We start from the raw sequence: 21558 nt of genomic DNA on the forward strand, positions 1-21558 counted from the left end.
GCAGCGCTGCCCGTCCTAGTCCAGGAGTTCGTTCAGGAATAGGGCGGGCAGTTCTATGTCTCCGGCATGGGCTGCGGCTGAGGGCATTTCGGCGCGCAGGATGCGCAGGATGGAGACGACGCCGGGGCCTGCGTCGAGTAGGGGTCTGGTCCAACCCAATTCGGCGCAGGTGGCGGCCGCGGGGAGGAGCAGGCCGGTGGCTTCGCCGACCCAGCCTGATGCGGCGAGGCATTCGGCGAGCAGCAGGGAGGCGTCCAATTGGGCTCGGGGGCGGCCCTTGTCGAGCATGCGGCCGTGCAGGGCGCGGGAGCGACGGACCGCGCGGTCGTCGGAGCCGATCCTGCCGTTGGCAAGCAGGGCGCGGATCGCGGCGACCTCCTCGGCCTCCGCGGTGAGCACGGCGGCACCGGTCATCCGATGGCCGGCGTGCAGTGGCGCGGAGGATGATTCGGGGCCGCCGAACGGGTCGTCCGCGGCGTCCAACGGCAGACCGATGCGCAGCCGTTCGGCACGGATATGCGCGGCGAGCCGGAACAGCCTGTTGTCCTTGGCGATCCGCGCGCCCTCGTCGAGCCGGGTCGCGGCCGTGAACAGGTCGCCGCGCACCGCCTTGACCCGCGCGCCGATGACGAACGTCGAGATCAGGAAGTCCACCGGGCCGACCCTGGCGGCCAGCTGGTGGCTCTCATCGAGCAACCGGTCGGCGGTATCGAGATCGCCACGGCGGTAGTTCACTTCGCCGAGCATCGCGGCGGCCACCCGCACCGCGTGCGAGCGCGGGCCCGACCGCTGATTGGCGACCTCCCACGCCTGCTGGAAAGACTCTGTCGCCGTGGCGATGTCGAGCTGCTCGTAGGCGGCGGCACCGCGCCCGCACAGCCCGAACACCGCGCCGAGCGGATCCTTGGACCGCGCGTGATATTGCGCAGCCCACTCCTGGATCTCGCGCGCGCCGTCGAAGTCGAACTCGCACAGCCGCACGTACGAGGTCAGGTTCGCCGCGGTCGACACCGTCCAGGCGGGCAGCTCGTCCGGCTTCTTCAGACAGTCCGCGACCCGGTCGAGCACGCCCTCGGTGTGGTCGCGCGCGATCTGGTCGGCGGCGCCGAGTACGGCGGCCTGACAGCGCTGCTGATTCACGTCCTCGTCGGTGGACGAGCCGCGCGCGAGAATGTTGGACAGCCTGCCGAGCGCCGTGCGCGCCGCCCCGGACTGCTGCAGGTTCACATTGGCCCGCGCCACCGCCATCAGCAGCTTGGACCGCGAAGCCACCTGCTGCATCGGCAGTTTCGATACCGTGCCGAGTAACGTCGCGAGCCTGGACCGGTCGATCAGGTCCATGCCGCCGGTCTCCAGCAGGTCGAGGGCCATCTTGAAGTCGGTGGCCGCGAGCGCGTGGTCGACCGACTTGCGCAGCAGCTGATGTTCGGCGTACCAGCGAGATGCCTTGCGGTGCAGCGACTTCAGCCGTCCCGGCTGGGCGCGTTCGAGCCGGGCCCGCAGGTGCTCGGCGAACAGCGGCTGCATCCGGAACCACTCCGGGTCGTGCACGATCCGGCGCAGGAACAGCTCACGCTGCTCGGCCTGCTCCAGGAGTTGTTCGGCGTCCGCGTCCTCCGACAGCGCCGCGGCCAGCGAACCGCACACCCGCTCGGTCACCGAGATCGCCATCAGGAAGTCGAGCATCCTGGGTTCCAGTGTGTCCAAGACGTTTTCGGCCAGATACTCGCGGATGCCGTGGTTGCCCTCGGACAGATTGGCGATCAGCTGTGCCGGGTCGGCATTGCCGCGCAGCGACAGGCTGACCAGCTGGATGGCGGCGGGCCAGCCGTCGGTGGCCGCGTGGATCTGCTCGACCTGGTCGTCGGTGAGCGGAAACCCGTGGTGCCGCACCAGGATTTCCTTGGTCTCCTCGGTGGTCAGCCGCAGCGCGGTCGAGCCGATCTCGACCAGTTCGTCGTGCACCCGCATCCGGCTGGTCGGCAGGCCGGACTGCTCCCTGCTGGTCACCACGAAGCGCAGATGGTGACATCCGTTGTCCAGCAACGCTTCCATCGCGTGGTGCGCGCCAGCGTCGGTGACTCGGTGCCAGTCATCGACGACCACGATGACCGTGCTGCCGCTGGCATGGATTTCATCGATGAGGGTCGAGATGACGAAGGCGGCCGCGTCGGCGGGCCGCTCCTCGAGCGCCTGGTCCAGGCCGGCGCCAACGTCCGGGCGGACCCGGCGGATCGCCTGGATGAGGTGGGCGAGGAACCAGATCTCGTTGTCGTCGTCGTGATCGACGCCGATCCAGGCGACCGGGATACCTCGGTCGGTCAGGTCGGTGCGCCACTGTGCGGCCACGGTGCTCTTGCCGAATCCGGCGGGCGCGTGGATCACGGCGAGCCTGCGCCGACCGCCCGCCCGCAGGACGTCGAGCAGCCGCGGGCGCGGCACCGGGTCGCGGGCCGGGGTCGGCGGCCGGAACTTGGTGGCCGCGGTCGGTGGCAGCGTGGCTGCCGATCCGCTGGGGCCGGTGGGCTGGGACGGCGTGGGACGTAGCGTCAGTGGCCAGCTGCGCCGGGCGGTCACGGCAGGCCGCGACGTTGCCGAGGTTTCGGTGGGATGTTCCATCGGCTCGGGCGCGGCGATGGTTTCCAGCAGCGCCATCTCGTCGGGCATCTGCTCGTGGTCGCGCTGTACCGTGCGCAGCAGTTGCCCGAAGTCGTAGGCCGAGGACGGGCGCTCGTCGGGGTCGATGGACATGGCCTGCTGGATCACCTCGGCCACATCCGGCGGGATGTCGTGCTCGCGCAGATCGGGCACCGGCTGGGTGGTGATCCGCAGGAACTGCGCGACCACCTTCTCCCCCGCCTGCCGCTCGAACGCGGCATGCCCGGTGAGCAGCGCGAACAGCGTCGCGCCGAGGCCGTAGACATCGGAGCGGACGGTCGGGTCGTCGCCCTTGAGCACTTCCGGCGCGGTGAAGGCGGGCGAACCGGTGATCAGGCTGCTGGAGGTCTGGAAACCGCCGGGGATTCTGGCGATGCCGAAGTCGGTCAGCTGCGGCTCGCCATAGCCGCTGAGCAGGACGTTCGCCGGTTTCACGTCGCGATGCAGGATCTGGGCCCGATGCGCGCTCTCGATCGCGCCGGCCAGCTTCACCCCGGCCCGCAGCGAGTCGGCCCAGGTGAGTGGTCCCTGATCGCGGATGACCTGCTCCAGCGAACCGCGGGTGCAGTACGGCATGACGATGAACGGCAGCCCGCTCAGCGTGACGTCGACCTGCAGGATGTCGACGATGTTCGGGTGGCCGGATAAGCGGCCCATGGCTTGTTCCTCGCGCAGGAAACGCTCGCGGCTCTCCAGCTCGATCTCCGAGGAGAGCACCTTCACCGCGACGACCCGCTCCAGGGCCCGTTGGATACAGCGATACACCACGCCGAAGCCGCCCCGGCCGATCTCCTTCGCCTCCGAAAGACCCATCGCCTCCAGCTCGTCGGCGATCCCGATGAGCGGGTGGCGCTGGGTATCCGAGTCGACCGGAGTCGAGCCGGGGCCGACCTCCCCCGAACGCGTCCGTGGATTCACGTGACCACCTCGAACTCACATCGAATCGGCGTCACCGGCGACCAGCAAGCGCGCCGACGCACGGACATCACCCGAAACCCCGCGCGATGTCCGATATGTCTGCGCATACTCCAACGTAGCGCGGGCATGGCATCCGGTGGGAGAAGTTTCGAAACAGGATGTTTTCCACCTCAACCTTCCCCCTAATTCTGCCTGCTCAGCGCTGCGCCGCCGGGCCGGTCTCCGGTGCGATCAGGAACGAGATTCGCTCCATAACATTCTGGCGCTCGATGTTGTGGAAGGACGCAATTTCCCAGCGACCATTCCGGCGAGTCGGTGACGACGCGTACGCCTGCGCGCATCCTGGAGTCGACCGGTCCGACGCCGGGTGCACGGCGCATCGCACGCCATTGTTCGCGCGGTCACCTGCCGGACCTAGCGGACCGCGAGGGCGATGAACTGGGTGATCTGGTTGTCGGCGAAATTGTTGTCGCTCACCAGGACCAGGGTGCGTTCGCCGGAGGGTAGGCGCGGGCCCCAGGTCATGCCCTCGACATTGTCGATATTGCGCAGGCCGACGTCGGCCAGATCGACGAGCAGCCGCTTGCTGACCGGGCGGGCATTGCCGAGCGGGGCGTCGAGCACGTTGGTCGCGGCACTCAGGTCGGCCTCGTAGATCCTGATCTTGTTGCCGACACCGAAGACGAAAGAGCGTTCCAGGACAAGGATTTTCGCCGGGTCGACCGGGTCGACGGCCAGGATCGAGGCGATGCCGTTCATGCCGAGGTCGGGCTGCGGGCGGGACTCGGCGAACACCGGCTCCATCGGGTACGCGTACTGGGCGAGCAGCTGACCGGACCGCGCCTGCACGGTGAGCCGCGAGGTCGCACCCGCCGTCGTCGTCGCGAGCGGACCGTCCTGCAGCAGCGGCGCCTCCACCGACGTCACGAACAGCGACCCACCGGCGGTGAACGTCGCGCCCTCCAGGGCAAGGTTCTGACGCGGGCCCGAATTCGGCTGCATCCGTTCGTTGTTCGGAATCGGCAGCTCGCCCGCGAAGGCGCCGTCGGGACGGGCGATCCGGACCGAGGGGTCGGCGAGCACGGTGTCGGTGCGGTCGCCCTCCTGCGTCCAGTAGTAGTCGCCGGTCCACGGGTCGACCCGAATCTCTTCTGGGTCCACCGATTTCGGGCCGTAGTTCGAACCGTCGGCGGTGCGCAGCGGACTGGTGCCGATGAATGTCACCGGGCCGAGCCCGTTTTCATCCACACCGAAGCGCGCGGTGTAGAACCGGGCCGGATTTCGCTCCGAGCGGTCGTCGCTGATCAGCACGTAATCGCCGGTGCGCGAATCGAAGTCGATGCCGGAAAGGCCGCCGACCGCGGTGCCATGGAACTGGAGGTCGTTGGGTACCACCTGCTCCCCGAGCAGCCGCACCCCCGCCCCAGGCTCCTGCGCCGCCGTGGCGGCCGGTGGCACACCGAGCACCACCGCGAAGATGGCGCCAACCAACACTTGCCCGCGTCTCACCCGTAGTCCCACCAGCCCCACGCTATCCACCGCGCGATACCAGCAAGTGAACTCCACCCAAACCGCCCCGGAAACGGCGAAAGCCCGCCGCCGCGAAACGCGGTGGCGGGCTTTGCCGTTGGTGACTACTTACGCAGCGAGGCCGGGACCTCGAAACGCTCACCGTAGGTCTTGGCGAGCTCGTCGGCGCGAGCAACGAAGCCCGCCTGCCCACCCGGGTAACCGACGATGAACTGGTGCACACCACCGGTCCAGGCCGGGTAGCCGATGCCGAAGATCGAGCCGATGTTGGCGTCGGCGGTGGTCTCGAGCACACCCTCGTCGAAACACTTCTGGGTCTCGATCGCCTCGATGAACAGCATGCGGTCGATCAGATCCTGCAGCGGGACAGTGAAGTCCGCCGTGGTCTTGAAGTGATCGCGCAGGCCCTGCCAGATGCCGGTGCGCTTGCCGTCTTCGTCGTACTCGTAGAAGCCGGCCTTCTCCAGGCGACCCGGACGACCCTCGGACACCAGGTAGTCGATGACGTCCTGGGCCGGGTGGCGCTTCTTGCCCATGGTGGTGTCGCCGTGCTCGGCGGCCTCCTGGGTCTCCTTGGCGATCTTCTGCATGAGCTTGAGGTTCAGCTCATCCGACAGCTGCAGCGGCGCGGCCGGGTAGCCCGCCTGCAGGCCGGCCTGCTCGATGGTCGCGGGCTCGATGCCCTCGGTGAGCATGGAGATGGCCTCGTTGACGAAGGTGCCGATCACGCGCGAGGTGAAGAAGCCACGGCTGTCGTTGACGACGATCGGGGTCTTCTTGATCGCGAGGGTGTAGTCGAACACCCGCGCCAGCGCCTCGGGCGAGGTCTTCTCACCCTTGATGATCTCCACCAGCGGCATCTTGTCGACCGGCGAGAAGAAGTGGATGCCGATGAAGTCTTCCTGGCGCTTCACACCGGCGGCCAGACCGGTGATCGGCAGGGTCGAGGTGTTCGAGCCGAGCAGCGCGTCCGGGGTGACGATGTCCTCGATCTCCTGGAACACCTTGTGCTTGAGCTCGGTGTTCTCGAAGACCGCCTCGATCACGAAGTCGACGCCGTCGAAGTCCTTGGCGTCGGCCGACGGGGTGATCCGGGCCAGCAGCGCCTTGGACTTCTCCTCGGTGGTCTTGCCACGGGAGAGGGCCTTGGCCTCGATCTTCTCGGAGTAGTTCTTGCCGCGCTCGGCCGCCTCGATGGTGACGTCCTTGAGCACGACGTCGTAGCCCGCCTTGGCGGAGACGTACGCGATGCCGGCGCCCATCATGCCCGCGCCGAGCACGCCGATCTTCTTGATGTCCTTCTTGGGCACATCGTTCGGCCGCGAGCCACCGTTGTTGATGGACTGCAGGTCGAAGAAGAACGCCTGGATCATGTTCTTCGCGACCGGGCCGGTGAGCAGGTGCACGAAGTAGCGCGACTCGATGAGCGAGGCGTTGTCGATGTCGACCTGCGCGCCCTCGACCGCGGCGGACATGATCGCCCGCGGTGCAGGCATGTTGGTGCCCTTGAGCTGCTTACGCAGGTTGGCCGGGAACGCGGGCAGGTTCGCCGCGAAGGCCGGGGTGGACGGGGTGCCACCGGGGATCTTGTAGCCCTTCTTGTCCCACGGCTGCACGCCACCCTCGGGGTTGGCCTTGATCCACGCCTTGGCCGCGGGGACCAGTTCCTCGACCGAGCCGACAACCTCGTTGATCAGGCCGATTTCCTTGGCCTTGGCCGGGCGGTACTTGTTGCCCTGCAGCAGCAGCTGCATCAGCGCGTTCTGCAGGCCGAGCATGCGCACGGTGCGGGTGACACCGCCACCGGCGGGCAGCAGGCCGAGGCTGACCTCGGGCAGGCCGAGCTGCACACCCGGCACGTCGGCGGCGACCCGGTAATGGGTCGCCAGGGTGATCTCGAGGCCACCGCCGAGCGCGGCGCCGTTGATGGCGGCGACGACCGGCTTGCCGAGGGTCTCCAGGCGACGCAGCGCGTCCTTGATGGTGAAGAGCTCGTCCATCAGGGCCTGGCCGTCGCCCGGGCCGACCTTCATCATGTTCTTGAGGTCGCCGCCGGCGAAGAAGGTCTTCTTCGCGGAGGTCAGCACCACGCCAGTGATGTTGTCCTTCTCGGCCTCGAGCTTCTCGACGGTCGCGGTCATCGACGTCTTGTACAGCTCGTTCATCGTGTTGGCGCCCTGGTTCGGGTCGTCCATCGTCAGCGTGACGATGCCGTCCGAATCCTGCTCCCAACCGATCATGTTGGTTTCGGTGCTGGTCACAGCTCTGTGTCTCCCTTGATTCTCAGCTGTCGGTTGGGGTTAGACGCGCTCGATGATGGTGGCAACGCCCATGCCGCCACCGATGCACAGGGTGATGAGCGCGTAGCGGCCGTTGCGGCGCTCCAGCTCGTCGACCATGGTGCCGGTGATCATCGCGCCGGTGGCACCCAGCGGGTGGCCCATCGCGATCGCGCCACCGTTGACGTTCAGCTTCTCGTCCGGGACGTTGAGGTCCTTCTGGAACTTCAGCACGACAGAGGCGAACGCCTCGTTGATCTCGACGAGGTCCATGTCCTCGATCGTCAGGCCCGCCTTGGCCAGCGCCTTCTTGGCGGCCGGGGTGGGGCCGGTCAGCATGATGGTGGAATCGGCGCCGCTGGTCGCGGTCGCGACGACGCGCGCACGCGGGGTGAGGCCGGACGCCTTGCCCGCTTCTTCGGTGCCGACGAGCACCAGCGCGGCACCGTCGACGATGCCCGAGCTGTTGCCACCGTGGTGCACGTGGTTGATCTTCTCGACGAAGTAGAACTTCTGCAGCGCTACGGCGTCGAAGCCGCCCATCTCACCGATCACGGCGAAGGACGGGTTCAGCTTGGCCAGGTCCTCGGCAGTGGTGCCGGGACGCATGTGCTCGTCCTTGTCCAGCACGATGATGCCGTTCTGGTCCTTGACCGGGACGACCGACTTGGCGAAGTAGCCGCCGGTGGTGGCCTTGGCGGCCAGTTCCTGCGAGCGCACGGCGTAGGCGTCGACGTCATCGCGGCTGAAGCCCTCGATGGTGGCGATCAGGTCGGCCGAAACACCCTGCGGCACAAAGTAGGTGTCGTAGTTGGTGGCCGGGTCGAGCGCCCACGCGCCGCCGTCGGAGCCCATCGCCACGCGGGACATGGACTCGACGCCACCGGCGAGAACCAGGTCGTCGAAGCCGGAGCGCACCTTCTGCGCGGCCAGGTTGACGGCCTCGAGGCCGGAGGCACAGAACCGGTTGAGCTGGAAGCCGCCGACGGTGTCGGGCAGGCCGGCCACGGTCACCGCGGTGCGGGCGATGTCCATGCCCTGGTCACCGACGGGGCTGACGACACCGAGGATCAGATCCGAGATCCGGTCTTCGTCGAGGTTCGGGAAGCGGCCGCGCAGCTCCTGGATCAGACCAACAGTCAAGTCGATCGGCTTGACCGAATGCAGCGAGCCGTTCTTCTTGCCGCGGCCGCGCGGAGTGCGGATGGCCTCGTAAATGTAGGCCTCTGTGGTCATATCGGAGTGTTCCTTCCTTAAAGGTGCGGCGGCCGGACGTCGTCCGTCCGAGCGCTCTGTGCAACGGCACCGCGTACTGCGGTTTCACTGCGGGTAACCTCGCCGACCGGCCCTGCGACCGACCGTCCTGACGCTGTACAAAACGCGGCATGCGACGGCGGACGCAGGTTCCGATCGCCCATACGCCTGGGCATACCATAGAACCTCGTCGTACCGGAGCTCACGGCCACCCGTTCATACTACCGTGGTGTGCGAACTCCGGTTAACTTAACGTCGCGGCGGCGGTGCTTGTCAACCACTCAGCCGTGTGGCACCCAGCTCACTCTTCAGCAATTCGAGGGCGACCTCGTCGGGGTCCTTGCGATCCTCGGGCGCCACGGGGACGGCGGCCGCGCGGATCATTTCCTCTTCGTCCTCGGCAGTGGTCACCGGTACCGCCCCGTCGGCGGCCCAGCCATTGCCGTTACCTACGTCATTGCCGACCTGGGGCTGCGCCGACTCGGGCGGCGCCGAATCAAAAGGGCCGGGATCATCCGGTAGATCGGGGAAGTCGGGCGGGGGGATGTCGTCATCGCCGCCGAACGAGCGCGGCTTGTTCGCACCCGCCGCCTTCTCCGCCGCGGCGTTCTTGGCCTGACTCGGCCGCGAGAATCGTGGCGGCGCAGGGGCATCCGTGCCGCGCTCGGCCGCGTTGCCGGATTCACGCCCGGCCGGCTGCGCGGCACTGCGCTGTGGTTTCGCCGCTCCACCTGCCCGCTGCGTCGCCGCAGGTCGCGCGGCGGCACCGCCAGCTTCCCAGCGCACGTCGTGCTCGCGCCCGAGCACGGCATGGACCGCCGAGCGCACCGCGTCGAGGTTGCGCGGGTCCGAGAGCCGCTGTGCCAGCGGCGCGTGCTGATGCGCGAACACGATGGTGTCGCCCTCGATGCGCGCCACCGAGGCACCGGCGAGCATCGCCTGCACGGCGGCACCGAACTCGCGCACCTTGGCTCGGATATCCGCCCAGGCGGCCTCGACCTCACGCAGTAGATCCGCGTTCGGCGCGGCCGGGGCAGCCGACGGCTCCGGTTCAGCAACCGGATAAGGCCGCGCGGCGGCGACGAGGGCCGAAGCAGCGGCCAGCACCGGCTCCGGTTCGGGATCGGCGGACGGCGCGACCGGCGGCGCGGTAGTCACCGGAGCCGGCGGCGCAACGGCAGGCGCCGGTTCGGCAACCTCTGCGCCAACCGATTCATCCGCGGAAACCGCCTGTGCCGCTTCACCTTCGGTCACATCCGCAGCGGGGACCGGCGCACCCGAACTCGCCGAAACTTGGTCCGGCGCGGCAACGCTCGGGCCCGACTCGGGCGACGGCGCGGAAACAGCGGATTCGGGCTGGCCCGGAGTCGACTCGATCGACGGATCGACTGATGCGTCCGATCCGGCGACGGTGGGCTCCGCACCGGCAGCAATGGTGGCGGCAGAGTTTCCCCCCACCGTCTCGTCGCCGCGCAGCGGCTGTGCACCGCTCGCCGCCGACATGCCGGACAGCGCGGCATCCGTATCGACCGAACGGTCAGCAGGTCGGGCCGTCGCAGTGCCGCTGTGCACAGCACTCGCGGCCGACGCACCGGAGGTCGAGGCATCTGATTCGGCCGGTCGGGTTCCCGCCGACTCGCCAATTACCGCATGGCTACTCCGCGCGGCACCCGCGTCGCTCACGGCTGACGCGCCGGAGGTCGAAGCACCCGATGCGACCGGGCTATCGGCCGGTCGAACCGCCACCTCGCCAACCACCGCATGTCCACCCCGGGCGGCACCCGCGTCGCTGGCGGGCGTCGCTGGCGGAGCTGCCGGAGCTGCCGGAGCTGCCGGAGCGGAAGTTTCGCCACGCGATCCGGCCGGACCGCCAGAACCCGCGCTGGCGTTGGCCGCTGACGCACCCCCCGATCCCGCGGTCTCACGACGGATCGCGGCCAACGCCTCCGCGCCGCGCCGACGGGTCGATTCGGTCGACCCGCTGGCTGGCGCGATCTTCGGCACTGCCGCCGCGGGAGCCGCGGCGACAGGCGCCGAGCCCGACGGTGCCGGGGGCGCGGCGGCGACCGCCCCGCCCGCGAACCCACGCTCGAGCCGCTCCAACCGCTGCAACGTGGCGGATTCGGCGTCCGACACCGACGGCAGCAGCATGCGGGCGCAGACAACTTCGAGCAGCAGCCGTGGCGAGGTGGCACCGCGCATTTCACCGAGCGCCCCGTGTAGCAACTCGGCGTAGCGAGCCAGGGTGGCCGGGCCGAGGCGCCCGGCCTGGTCGCGCATGCGATCGAGGACATCGCCGGGGCCGGAGACCAGGGCGCGCTCGATGGCGTCGGGGACCGCGCGCATCAGGATCAGGTCGCGCAATCGCTCGAGCAGGTCGACGGCGAAGCGGCGCGGATCGTGACCCGCCTCCATCACCCGGTCGACCGTGCCGAACAGGGCGGCGCCGTCGTTGTCGGCGAGCGCGATGATCGCGTCGTCGATCAGCGCGACATCGGTCACACCGAGCAGCGAGACCGCCCTGGGATAGGTGACGCCTTCCGGACCCGCACCGGCCAGCAGCTGGTCGAGCACGCTGAGGCTGTCGCGCGGGGAACCACCGCCCGCGCGAATCACCAACGGGTACACCGCTTCTTCGACGCTCACCTGCTCCTGGTCGCAGATCTTGCCGAGCAGGCCGCGCATGGTGGCGGGCGGGAGCAGCCGGAACGGGTAGTGGTGGGTGCGCGAGCGGATGGTCGGCAGCACCTTGTCCGGCTCGGTGGTGGCGAAGATGAAGATCAGGTGGGCCGGCGGCTCCTCGACGATCTTCAACAGCGCGTTGAAGCCCGCGGTGGTGACCATGTGCGCCTCGTCGACGATGAACACCCGGTAGCGGGATTCGGCGGGCGCGTAGAAGGCGCGGTCGCGCAGTTCGCGGGTGTCGTCGACGCCACCGTGACTCGCGGCGTCGAGTTCGATCACGTCCAGGTTGCCCGGCCCGCCCGGGCCGAGCGCGATGCAGGACGGGCACACGCCACACGGGGTCGAGGTCGGACCTTGCACGCAGTTCAGCGACCGCGCGAGGATGCGCGCCGACGAGGTCTTGCCACATCCCCGCGGACCGGAGAACAGGTAGGCATGACTGATCCGTCCGGTATCAAGGGCGATGCTCAGTGGGTCGGTGACGTGCTCCTGACCCACTACCTCAGCGAACGTTGCCGGTCGGTACTTCCGGTACAGAGCCACGGCCAGAGGTTACCGGCGCGCACCGACAAAGAACATTCCCACCCGGCGCGGCGAAACCCGAGCGGCGACAACCCTCGATATGTGATCCAAATCACAAGATTCCACAGCCCTTCTTAACCCCCACTCACCGATAAGAACAGTGGCAACGCGTGAGCTATCGCTGACGAAGCACCGGTCGAACACGGGAAATTACCGCCCAATTCCCCCTTGTAGACCGAAAAATATGTACTCACGCCCCGATTTACCGCAGGTTTGTGGAGATAACGAAAGTGTCAACGAGGGTGACACCGACGCAATCGGCTGGCTACCGTGGCAATCGGCAACTTCGGTAGCCAAACCTTCATCAGGTTGGTTGCCCCGGCCGGTCCCTCATCCCGACCGGGGCACAACCAAAGTTCCCACCGCGCACCGCCAAAGTTCCAGCGCAACCGAGTTCCACATCCATCGGAGGAACTTCTCACCGTGCAATCGCCTGATGACATCGCCGCCGCGTTGCTTTCCAGCACAGACTTCGCCGGTGACCGCTCCGCGGTCGACCTGCTGAGCCGCGCGATCAGCCCGCAGGACTTCGCGATCAAACGCGACTCGCTCCCGGTAGCCGCCGCGGCCGATCCCGCAACCTCCACCGCCATCCTCGAGCTGCTAGAACGCGGCCAGGTGCCAACCATGGCCGCGATCCGCACCCTCACCGCGCAGAACGAGATGCGCCGCGAGGCCGAGCGCATCGAACGCCTCGGCCGCCGCGCCCAGCGCAGCATCGACGACTTCGGCCGCGCGCTCGCCACCCTCGCCGACGCCCACTGGACCGCGCACGGCATCGGTCCGACCCGCCGCGATGTGCTGTCCTCCGAACAGGTCATGTCACTGATCCGGACGCGCATCGGCGATATCGCCCCGTCGGCGGTGAAACACCTCTGGCTGATCGAGCGGGCGCAACGGGCAGGCTGGATCGCCTCCAACGCCAATGCCGGATCGCTCTGCGCGGGCAGGCGTTTCCACGCCGATCAGTACGGCAATCGGGTCTCGCTGCGCCCGGTCAACACGATCGGCACCGCGGTGGCCGCCTACCTCGGCGACTACCTGACCGAACACGAGCGCGCCCCGCGCTGGTCAACCGTCGCCCAGGAACTGCGCGACGATCGCGGCCGCCGGATCTTCCACAACACCGCCGACGCCCGCGTCCAGGAACTGTGGCTGACCACCGCCGAATGGGTCACCATCCAGGACGACCTGCCCGTTCCAGGCAAGCGCGGTCAGCGCGCGATAGCCCGCAAGTCCCGCGCCTGACACGCACGCCCCGACAGCCTCGATCAACAAACATCCCATGTCCGAACTTGCGCGCGACTCGTAGACCAGCGCAAATCCGGCGGTGAGCATTCGGTAATTTCCTTGCAACGCATCTCGCGTGGAAGGAGCTCTCCGTGTCCAGTTCCCTGGATCCCGCGGCCACCGCCTGGCTGCTCATCAGCACCGCCCTCGTGCTGCTGATGACACCGGCGCTCGCGCTGTTCTACGGCGGGATGGTGCGCTCGACCGGCGTGCTCAACATGCTGATGATGAACTTCATCGCGATCCCGCTGGTGACCGTCGCCTGGCTGCTGTTCGGCTACACCCTTGCCTTCAGCGACGACGCGGGCGGCGGCCTGATCGGCAATCTCGATCACCTCGCCATGGCCGATATCGACCCGACCACCCTGCACGGCTCGGTGCCCGAACTGCTGTTCGCCACCTTCCAGCTGACCTTCGCGATCCTGACCGCCGCACTGGTCAGCGGCGCCATCGCGGACCGCGCGAAATTCGCAGCGTGGATGATCTTCGTGCCGGTGTGGGCACTGGCGGTCTACGCCCCGATCGCGCACTGGGTGTGGGGTCCGGACGGCTGGCTCGGCTCGTTCGGCGTGCTCGACTACGCGGGCGGCCTTGTCGTCGAGATCGCCTCCGGCGCTTCGGCACTCGCGCTCGCGCTGGTGCTCGGCCCGCGCATCGGTTTCAAGACCGACGCGATGCGCCCGCACAACCTGCCCTTCGTGCTGTTGGGTGCCGGCCTGCTGTGGTTCGGCTGGTTCGGCTTCAACGCGGGTTCGGCGCTGTCGGCGAATGGCGTTGCGGCGGCGGTCTTTCTGAACACACTGGTGGCGGGCTGCCTCGGCATGCTCGGCTGGCTCGCGGTCGAGCAGATCCGCGACGGCAGGCCGACCACCTTCGGTGCGGCGTCCGGCGTGGTGGCCGGTCTTGTCGCGATCACGCCGTCCTGCGGTTCGGTGAACACGCTCGGCGCGCTGATCGTCGGGCTCACCGCCGGTGTGGTGTGTTCGTTCGCGGTCGGCTGGAAATTCAAGGCGGGCTATGACGATTCGCTCGACGTGGTCGGCGTGCACTTCGTCGGCGGCATCGTCGGCACGGTGCTGATCGGCCTGCTCGCCACTCAGGTGATGACCGGCGGCGTCGAAGGGCTGTTCTTCGGCGGCGGGCTCGCGCAGCTCGGCAAGCAGCTGGTCGGCGTGCTCGTGGTCGCGGCGTTCGCCTTCGTGGTGACCTTCGTGCTCGGCAAGCTGATCGATCGCACCATCGGCTTCCGGGTGAGCCAGGAGGACGAGCGGGCGGGCATCGACTTCGCGCTGCATGCCGAGACGGCGTACGCCGAAGGCGTGCACGGCCACGCCCCTCGACGGTTCGGCGAGGGACACTTCGGCCAGGGCCAAGGGCATTTCGGCCAGGGCGGGATAGGTGACCGGGATCACTGATCGCGCGACGGCTCCCTCTATCGGCGCAGGGTTAACGGCGTTACGCTAACGGCGTTAACATACTGCGTCGAGCAAGGGAGCCGCGCGTGCTGACTCGGATCGCACAGGTCGTCACCCGATACCCACGGGCCATCCTGCTCGCCACGGCCGTGCTCGCGATCCTCTGCGGGGCGTTCGGCGCGACGGCGGCGTCGCATTTGAAATCCGCCGGATTCACCTCGCCCGACGCCGAGTCGTCTCAGGTCGCGCGGCTGCTCGCGGACAACTTCGACGGTGCCGCGCCGAACTATGTGTTGCTGGTCGACGCGGACGCGGGTGCCGACGCACCGGCCACCCGCGCCGTCGGCCTGCACCTGACGGACACGCTGCGCGCCCGCGCCGACGTCAAGGGCGTGCAGTCGTACTGGACCGCCCCGCCCGCGGTGGCGTCCGCACTGCGCAGCACCAGCGGCAAGCAAGCGCTGGTCTTCGCCTATCTGACCGGCGACGACACGCAGTCCCAGGAGACCGCGGGCGAGCTCACCGAACAGCTCGCCGGAACCACCGACGGCATCACGGTCCGACAGAGCGGCACCGCCGCCGTCTTCCACGATGTGAACAAGCAGATCACGCACGACCTCGCCGTCGCGGAGGGCGTCGCGATACCGGTATCGCTGATCGTGCTTGTGCTGGTGTTCGGCAGCCTGATCGCCGCCGCGCTGCCGCTGACGGTCGGCATCTTCGCCATCCTCGCCACGCTCGCGATCCTGCGGATGTTCACGCTGATCACCGACGTGTCCATCTACGCGCTGAACATGACCACCGCGATGGGACTCGCGCTGGCGATCGACTACAGCCTGTTCATCGTCAGCCGATATCGCGAGGAGCTCGCGAACGGCCTGCAGCCGGTGGCCGCGACCATTCGCGCCGTGCAGACCGCGGGCCGCACAGTGTTGTATTCTGCACTGACCGTTGCCCTTTCGCTGGCCGTGCTGAGCATCTTCGACATCTACTTCCTGCGGTCGTTCGCCTACGCCGGTGTCGCGGTGGTCGTCGCGGCGGCCGCGGCGGCGATCCTGATCCTGCCCGCCGCACTGGTGTTGCTCGGGCACCGGGTGAACGCGCTCGACATCCGAGTTCCGTTGCGCCGCTTGTTCGGTCGCGCAGCGCCGGATCCGATGACGCCGCTGGCGCCGGAGCGGAGCCGGTGGTATCGGATGGTGACCTGGGTGACGCGGCATTCCATCCCGGTCGCGGTGTTGCTCGTCGCGCTGTTCCTCGCGCTCGGATCGCCTTTCCTCTCAGTGAAATTCGGCTATCCCGACGATCGGGTACTGCCGACTTCCGCCGCCACCCGCCAGGTCGGCGATGTGCTGCGGGCCGAATTCCCCGCGGCCAACGCGGGCAACAACACCACCGTCGTGCTGGACGGATACCACGGCGGCCAAGGGCCGATCGGCGACTACGCCAAGGGATTGTCCAAGGCGAACGGCGTTTCGGCGGTACTGTCCAGCGCCGGTGTCTTCATCAAGGGCGGGCGAGTCGCCAACGGCCCTGCCGGAATGGCGAATAGCACCGGCGAATACATCAATGTCGCGACGCAGGTCGACCCGTTCTCCCCGGCTGGCGAGGCGCAGCTGCGCGAGCTGCGCGCCGTGCCCGCCCCCGGGCCGGCCCTCTTCGGCGGAGGCGCGGCGGTCAATGCCGATGCCCTCGACTCGCTCGGCAAGCGGCTACCGCTGGCCATCGCGCTCATCGCGCTCGCCACCTTCGTCGTCCTGTTTCTGTTCACCGGCAGCCTGATACTGCCGCTGAAAGCCATTGTGCTCAATACACTTTCGCTGGCGGCCGCGTTCGGCGCGATGGTCTGGATCTTCCAGGACGGGCACCTGTCCGGCCTGTTCGGCTTCACCCCGGTCGGTTACATGACGCCGACCATGCCGATCCTGATGTTCTGCCTCGCCTTCGGCATGTCGATGGACTACGAGGTGTTCCTGCTCTCCCGTATCCGCGAGGAATGGCTCGCCTCCGGTCGAGTGGTCGATGGCGTCGTCGTGCGCACCGCCAAGGACAACGTGCACGCCGTCGCCGTCGGTGTCGCCAAGACCGGCCGGATCTTCACCGCGGCAGCGCTTCTCATGGCCATCGTGATGGGCGCGATGATCAGCTCGAAGGTGTCGTTCATCCAGCTGATGGGCCTTGGCCTCACGCTGACCGTGCTCGCCGACGCCACCCTCATCCGCACCATGCTCGCGCCGGCCCTGATGAAGCTGATGGGCACCTGGAACTGGTGGGCGCCCGCGCCGCTGGCCCGCCTGCATGCCCGTATCGGGTTGCGCGAGGACGCCGATCCCGAGCCCGCCGATCGCGTGCTGGCCGGGCGCGCATGATCGGTGCGGGCAGGTCGCGGTCGGCCCGCGGCACCGGTGCTCAGTTGCGCACCGAAATCCTCGACGCCGCACGGGAATTACTGGCCCATACCGGTCACGCCGACGCGGTATCGATCCGGGAGATCAGCAAGCGGGTCGGGGTCAGCGCGCCCTCGATCTACCGGCACTTCGCCGATAAGGACGAGCTCATCGAGGCCGTGGTCGCGCAGGTCTTCGAGGACCTGGACGCCGCGATACTCGCCGTCACCGATCCGACCGTCTCCCCGATCACGCGGCTGTATCAGCAGGGGCTGGCCTACGTCCGGTTCGCCAGGGAGCACCCCGAGCAGTATCGGCTGGCGACCACCCCGACGGTGTCCGGCGGCGCGGTGGATCAGGTGCTCGGCAGCGGTGCGTTCCAGCAGTTCTCGCGGACTGTTCAGGAATGCATGGACGCCGGGGTGATCCGGCCTGGCGACCCGCTGCCGGTCGTGCTCGACCTGTGGGCGGCCGCGCACGGTATCGGGTCGCTGTTGATCGCCAAGCCGTTCATCCCGTGGGGCGATACCGAGGCGGCCGCGCGGCGGGTGCTACTCGCCGCGTGTGTCGGCCATGTGGTGGTGGACATGATCGGCGATGACCCGGCCCCGGATGCGGTCGCCGACTGGCTGAGCGAGTTGCGCCGCAGACTCTGACCGGCGTCGCACGCGGCGTCTCGCATTGGAATCTGCCTGCGTTTTTTCCTCGTTATCCTGGGCTTTCTCCTCGATGCTTTGCCTCGACAGGACCATCTAGATGAGGGATTGCAAGTACATGAGGATCAGGAAGCTTGCCGTGGTCGCGGCGCTGGTGACCACGGCGACCGGAGTCGTCGCTGGCACTTCCGCCGCCGCACCGCCGACCAACGAGGGCCCGGTCAACTACACCGCGCACGCCACCGACACGTCATCGATCATCTCGACCGATTCCGGGTCGCTCGTGGTCGAGGACGATGCCTTCAAGATCAAGGCCGCGGACGGCACCGTCGTCGCCGCGACACCGTTGAAGCTGCGGATCGACGACTTCGAATACCCGATCGCCGCGCAGATTTCCGAGCGCACCGCGACGCTGACCCCGCAGGTCGACCTGGCGCACGCCACCTACAAGCCGGTCGCGCTGCCGTTCGAGGACAAGGCGCCGTGGAAGTCAGAGTACGACCGTGAGCAGGCCGCCTGGAACCGGTTGACCAGCACGATCAGCGCGGGCGCGACCATCGGCACGCTGGTCGGCGGGCTCGGCGGCGCGGCCGTCGGCTGCGTGCTCGGCGGCATCCTCGGCGCCACCGCCGCCTCGGCCACCATCGTCGGCCTGTTCGGCCCGTTCATCCCCGCGGCCGCGATCGGCTGCCTCGGCGGCATCATCGCCGTCGGCGCGCTCGGTACCGTCGCCGGCCAGATCTTCGTGACCGCACCGGTCGCGATCGGCGCGGCCATCCAGTACTTCACCACGATCAATCAGCCGTTCGTCCCGGCGAAGTAAGCCGCAGCGGCTGTCGCCGCCGAATGGCCCCGCCCAGCACTCCTGACTGGGCGGGGCCTTTTGCTGCGCGGCGAGCCTGCGTTGGGGGTCCGGTGTGGACTGACGGCGGCGTATGTCCCCGCACGCTCGAGCCATGACCTGGGGAAACGGTGTGTGCGAGAACACAGCGGCGGGTTGAGGCTTGGTGAGTTGCGGTCACCGGTGTTAATTTCATTTACATGTCTGCTGGCCGCTCGAACGCACTGCGGGTCACCTATGTGACCGCTGCGCTCGGTTTGCGGTTGCCGCTGACTCGCGAACTGTGTTGTCGCCCTTGCTGCAGCTGAGCTGTTCTTTCGGCTCGTTTGCTGCCTAGTCGCCCATGTAGGCACGTCCCGCCAGTCGCGGGACCTCGGCAAGGAATCTTCACCATGTCCCTTCCTACCCTTGAACGATCCGTCACCAGGGTTGCCAGCGGTCGCGTCCGCGTCCAGCGTCCCGTGGTCGCCCCGGAACTGCGCATCGCCGACAACCCGGCGGCCGCGGTCCTGCGCTCCGCGACCGGTGGTCCCGTATCGCGCGACAATGCCGCGCGCTCAACGGGTTTGAGCATCGCGACGGTCAACCGTCAGGTGTCCGCGCTGCTCGCCGCCGGCCTGCTGCGCGAGCGGCCCGACCTGACGGCGTCGGGTGCGGTCGGCCGACCTCGGGTGCCCTTCGAGATCGACCACGAGGCGTACCTGACCCTCGGCATCCACATCGGCGCCGCGGTCACCAAGATCGTCGCGGCCGACCTGCGCGGCCGCATCCTCGGCGGCCTTGCCATCGCCACCCCGCAGACCGGCCAGGAGTTCGCCACCACCACCGTCGCGCGCAGCGCCAAGGCGTTCCTGCAGCGCTGGCATCGGCGCAAGCCGCTCTGGGCCGGTGTCGCCATCGGCGGCCGGGTCGACCCGCTGACCGGCGTCGTCGACCATCCCAAGCTGGAATGGCAGGGCGCGCAGATCGGCGCCGTGCTCGGCGAGGTGCTCGAGCTGCCCGTTTCGGTGGCGCCGCACGTCGAGGCGATGGCGGCCTCGGAGTTGTTGCTGCCGACCATCGAATCGCGTGATGCGGCCAACGGCCGCGTCGCCGGTCCGGAACGCGGCAGCAGCCTGTACTTCTACGTCCGCGAAACCGCCGGTGTCGCGGTGACTTTAGACGGTCGCGTGCACACGCCGAGCAACGGACCCGGCTCGATCGCGCACCTGCCGACCGGCTCGGACGTCGAATGCGCCTGCGGCAGGCGCGGTTGCCTCGAGGCGACCGTCGGCGACCGTTCGCTGCACTCGCGGGCGGTCGGACGCGGAATCATCCCGGCGCACAATGGAACCGCGGGCTCGACCATCCTCGACCTGTACCGCGCGGCCGAGTCCGGCTCGGAACCGGCCCGTGAACTGCTCGCCGAGCGCGCGACCATCCTCGGCCACACCGTGGCCATGGTCCGCGACATGCTCAACCCCGACCGGGTGATCCTCGGCGGCCAGGCCTTCACCGGCTACCGCCCCGCCGTCACGCACGTGGCCCGCGCCTTCAACCAGGGTTCCACGCTGCCGCCCACCGACATCCGGATCAGCGGATTCGGCGGCAAGGTCCAGGAATTCGCGGCGGTGGTCACCTCGCTGAGCGTGCTCTACGCGGACCCGCTCGCCGCTATCCGCCGGACGAACCTGGCCGACTGAACGTTTCGTCGTTCGATCCGACCGCAACCCCCGGCGCGACCGGAGTCGAGTTGTGGCACAGGCGCTTTCGCCATCACTCGACTCCGGCGTTGCCGCGGTATCAACTCAGCAGTCGCTGAGCGGTGCCACCGAGGACAAGTTCGCGCACCTGTGACGAGCGGGTGGCGCGTTCGACGGTCAGGCGGGCAATGACCGGGTCGCCATAGGGCGCGTCCGAGCCGAACAATGTGCGCTCGGGGATCTCGGCAATGGCTAGGCGGACGGCGAAAACGATGCTGGCGGTGGACAGTTCGAGATACATGTTGGGTGTATCGCGGACCAGCTCGATGGCGTCCATCCAGTGCGCTCCGCCGAGCTGCGACACCACCAGCGGCACCCGCGGATAGCGCCGTGCCAGATCGGCCAGAGTGCGCAGATCGGCGGCGGTGGTGGGTGCGGCGCCATGCACGACCACGGGGAGCCCCTCGTGGTCGGTGGCGGCACGCAGGACCGGCTCCAGCCGTGCCGCCTGGTCGGGCGGTGGCGTCAGCTCACCGATACCGCGCAGTCCCCGGCCGACCACGTCGCGTTCGATGAGCGCGCCGACATCGGGTGCGTCGAGCGGCACCGAGCCGAAGCCGATGAATCGGTCCGGGTACGCGGTGAGCGCCGCATCCAGTTCACGCCAAGCGATTTCGCGACCGGCGGCACCACCTCCGGCGAGCGCCCGGTGCAGCAGGTCCATCTCCTGCCGCAGTGCGGCCAGATCCTGGGCCCGTTCCGGATGCGGCCGGGACATGAAGAGCACGGACTTGTCCACACCTGCCTCGTCGAGCAGTGCGATGTGCTGCTCGACCGGGTCGTGTACGTGGCTGTGTGCGTCGATGATCAACGGTTCTCCTCAGGAATCGGGTTACGCCGCCGAGTGTTGATCCCTGACACCATGGGAAGGTCAAATCATGCTGATCGGTGAACTGGCGGACCGCACCGGCATCAGCGAGCGCCTGCTGCGCTACTACGAGCGCGTCGGCCTGCTCACGCCCGAACGCCGCAGCAACGGTTACCGTGAATACGACACCGACGCCGAGCAACGCGTCACCCAAATCCGCGCCCTGCTCGCCGTCGGCCTCCCCACCCGCGTCATCGGCCAGCTACTGCCATGCACCGGCGAGAACGGCACGTTACGCGCCTGCCCGCAAGTCCTGCCCGCACTCCAGGATCGCCTGGCCGAATTAGACCGTCGCGCAGCCGAATTAGCCACCGCACGCGACCTGCTCCGGCGTACCATCGTGAACACCGAGCAGTCAGCGCATGGGCGCTCCGCTGATCACGCTGCGCCGCAATGACATTCACCGCCATGCGGAGTGCCGGCAGCTGCCGTCGAAATACCAAGTGCCGCCAT

General features: G+C 68.3%; 13 protein-coding genes. 7 read left to right on the top strand and 6 right to left on the bottom strand.

Annotated features, from left to right (window positions below; translation table 11 throughout):
• Positions 1 to 15 precede the first annotated feature (15 nt).
• The 5 genes from OG203_RS23590 to OG203_RS23610 form a co-directional block, all read right to left on the bottom strand.
• The gene (locus OG203_RS23590) at positions 16 to 3576 is read right to left on the bottom strand and encodes a protein kinase domain-containing protein (RefSeq protein WP_405159453.1); all 3561 of its coding nucleotides are present in this window, start codon (positions 3574 to 3576) and stop codon (positions 16 to 18) included.
• A 414-nt stretch (positions 3577 to 3990) separates the two neighbouring features.
• A complete protein-coding gene (locus OG203_RS23595; RefSeq protein WP_405159454.1) occupies positions 3991 to 5085 on the bottom strand; it encodes an esterase-like activity of phytase family protein in 1095 nt (364 codons plus the stop codon).
• 125 nt (positions 5086 to 5210) lie between these two features.
• Positions 5211 to 7346: a 3-hydroxyacyl-CoA dehydrogenase NAD-binding domain-containing protein gene (locus OG203_RS23600; protein WP_405167979.1), complete on the bottom strand. Its 2136-nt coding sequence runs from the start codon at positions 7344 to 7346 to the stop codon at positions 5211 to 5213.
• 60 nt (positions 7347 to 7406) lie between these two features.
• On the bottom strand, positions 7407 to 8621 hold the full coding sequence (locus OG203_RS23605; protein WP_357379893.1) for an acetyl-CoA C-acetyltransferase: 1215 nt from the start codon (positions 8619 to 8621) through the stop codon (positions 7407 to 7409).
• A gap of 291 nt (positions 8622 to 8912) precedes the next feature.
• A complete protein-coding gene (locus OG203_RS23610; RefSeq protein ID WP_405159455.1) occupies positions 8913 to 11867 on the bottom strand; it encodes a DNA polymerase III subunit gamma and tau in 2955 nt (984 codons plus the stop codon).
• A gap of 462 nt (positions 11868 to 12329) precedes the next feature.
• On the opposite strand from OG203_RS23610, the gene OG203_RS23615 reads away from it, so the two are divergent.
• The 6 genes from OG203_RS23615 (at position 12330) to OG203_RS23640 (ending at position 20177) form a co-directional block, all read left to right on the top strand.
• Positions 12330 to 13154: a hypothetical protein gene (locus OG203_RS23615; protein WP_405159456.1), complete on the top strand. Its 825-nt coding sequence runs from the start codon at positions 12330 to 12332 to the stop codon at positions 13152 to 13154.
• Between the two features lie 134 nt (positions 13155 to 13288).
• Positions 13289 to 14611, top strand: a complete 1323-nt coding sequence (locus OG203_RS23620) for an ammonium transporter (protein ID WP_405159457.1) — start codon at positions 13289 to 13291, stop codon at positions 14609 to 14611.
• Between the two features lie 86 nt (positions 14612 to 14697).
• Positions 14698 to 16980: an MMPL family transporter gene (locus tag OG203_RS23625; RefSeq protein WP_405159458.1), complete on the top strand. Its 2283-nt coding sequence runs from the start codon at positions 14698 to 14700 to the stop codon at positions 16978 to 16980.
• Positions 16981 to 17024: 44 nt separating this feature from the next.
• Positions 17025 to 17654, top strand: coding sequence for a TetR/AcrR family transcriptional regulator (locus tag OG203_RS23630; RefSeq protein ID WP_405159459.1), 630 nt, complete (start codon positions 17025 to 17027; stop codon positions 17652 to 17654).
• Positions 17655 to 17772: 118 nt separating this feature from the next.
• On the top strand, positions 17773 to 18477 hold the full coding sequence (locus OG203_RS23635; RefSeq protein ID WP_405159460.1) for a hypothetical protein: 705 nt from the start codon (positions 17773 to 17775) through the stop codon (positions 18475 to 18477).
• 410 nt (positions 18478 to 18887) lie between these two features.
• Positions 18888 to 20177, top strand: coding sequence for an ROK family protein (locus tag OG203_RS23640; RefSeq protein ID WP_405159461.1), 1290 nt, complete (start codon positions 18888 to 18890; stop codon positions 20175 to 20177).
• A 100-nt stretch (positions 20178 to 20277) separates the two neighbouring features.
• Here OG203_RS23640 and OG203_RS23645 read toward each other — a convergent pair whose 3' ends face one another.
• Positions 20278 to 21048, bottom strand: a complete 771-nt coding sequence (locus tag OG203_RS23645; RefSeq protein WP_405159462.1) for an amidohydrolase family protein — start codon at positions 21046 to 21048, stop codon at positions 20278 to 20280.
• Positions 21049 to 21115: 67 nt separating this feature from the next.
• On the opposite strand from OG203_RS23645, the gene OG203_RS23650 reads away from it, so the two are divergent.
• Complete coding sequence (locus OG203_RS23650; RefSeq protein ID WP_405159463.1) at positions 21116 to 21502, top strand: MerR family transcriptional regulator; 387 nt, start codon at positions 21116 to 21118, stop codon at positions 21500 to 21502.
• Positions 21503 to 21558: the final 56 nt, after the last annotated feature.

The organism is Nocardia sp. NBC_01499 (genome assembly GCF_045040275.1).
Lineage (GTDB): Bacteria > Actinomycetota > Actinomycetes > Mycobacteriales > Mycobacteriaceae > Nocardia.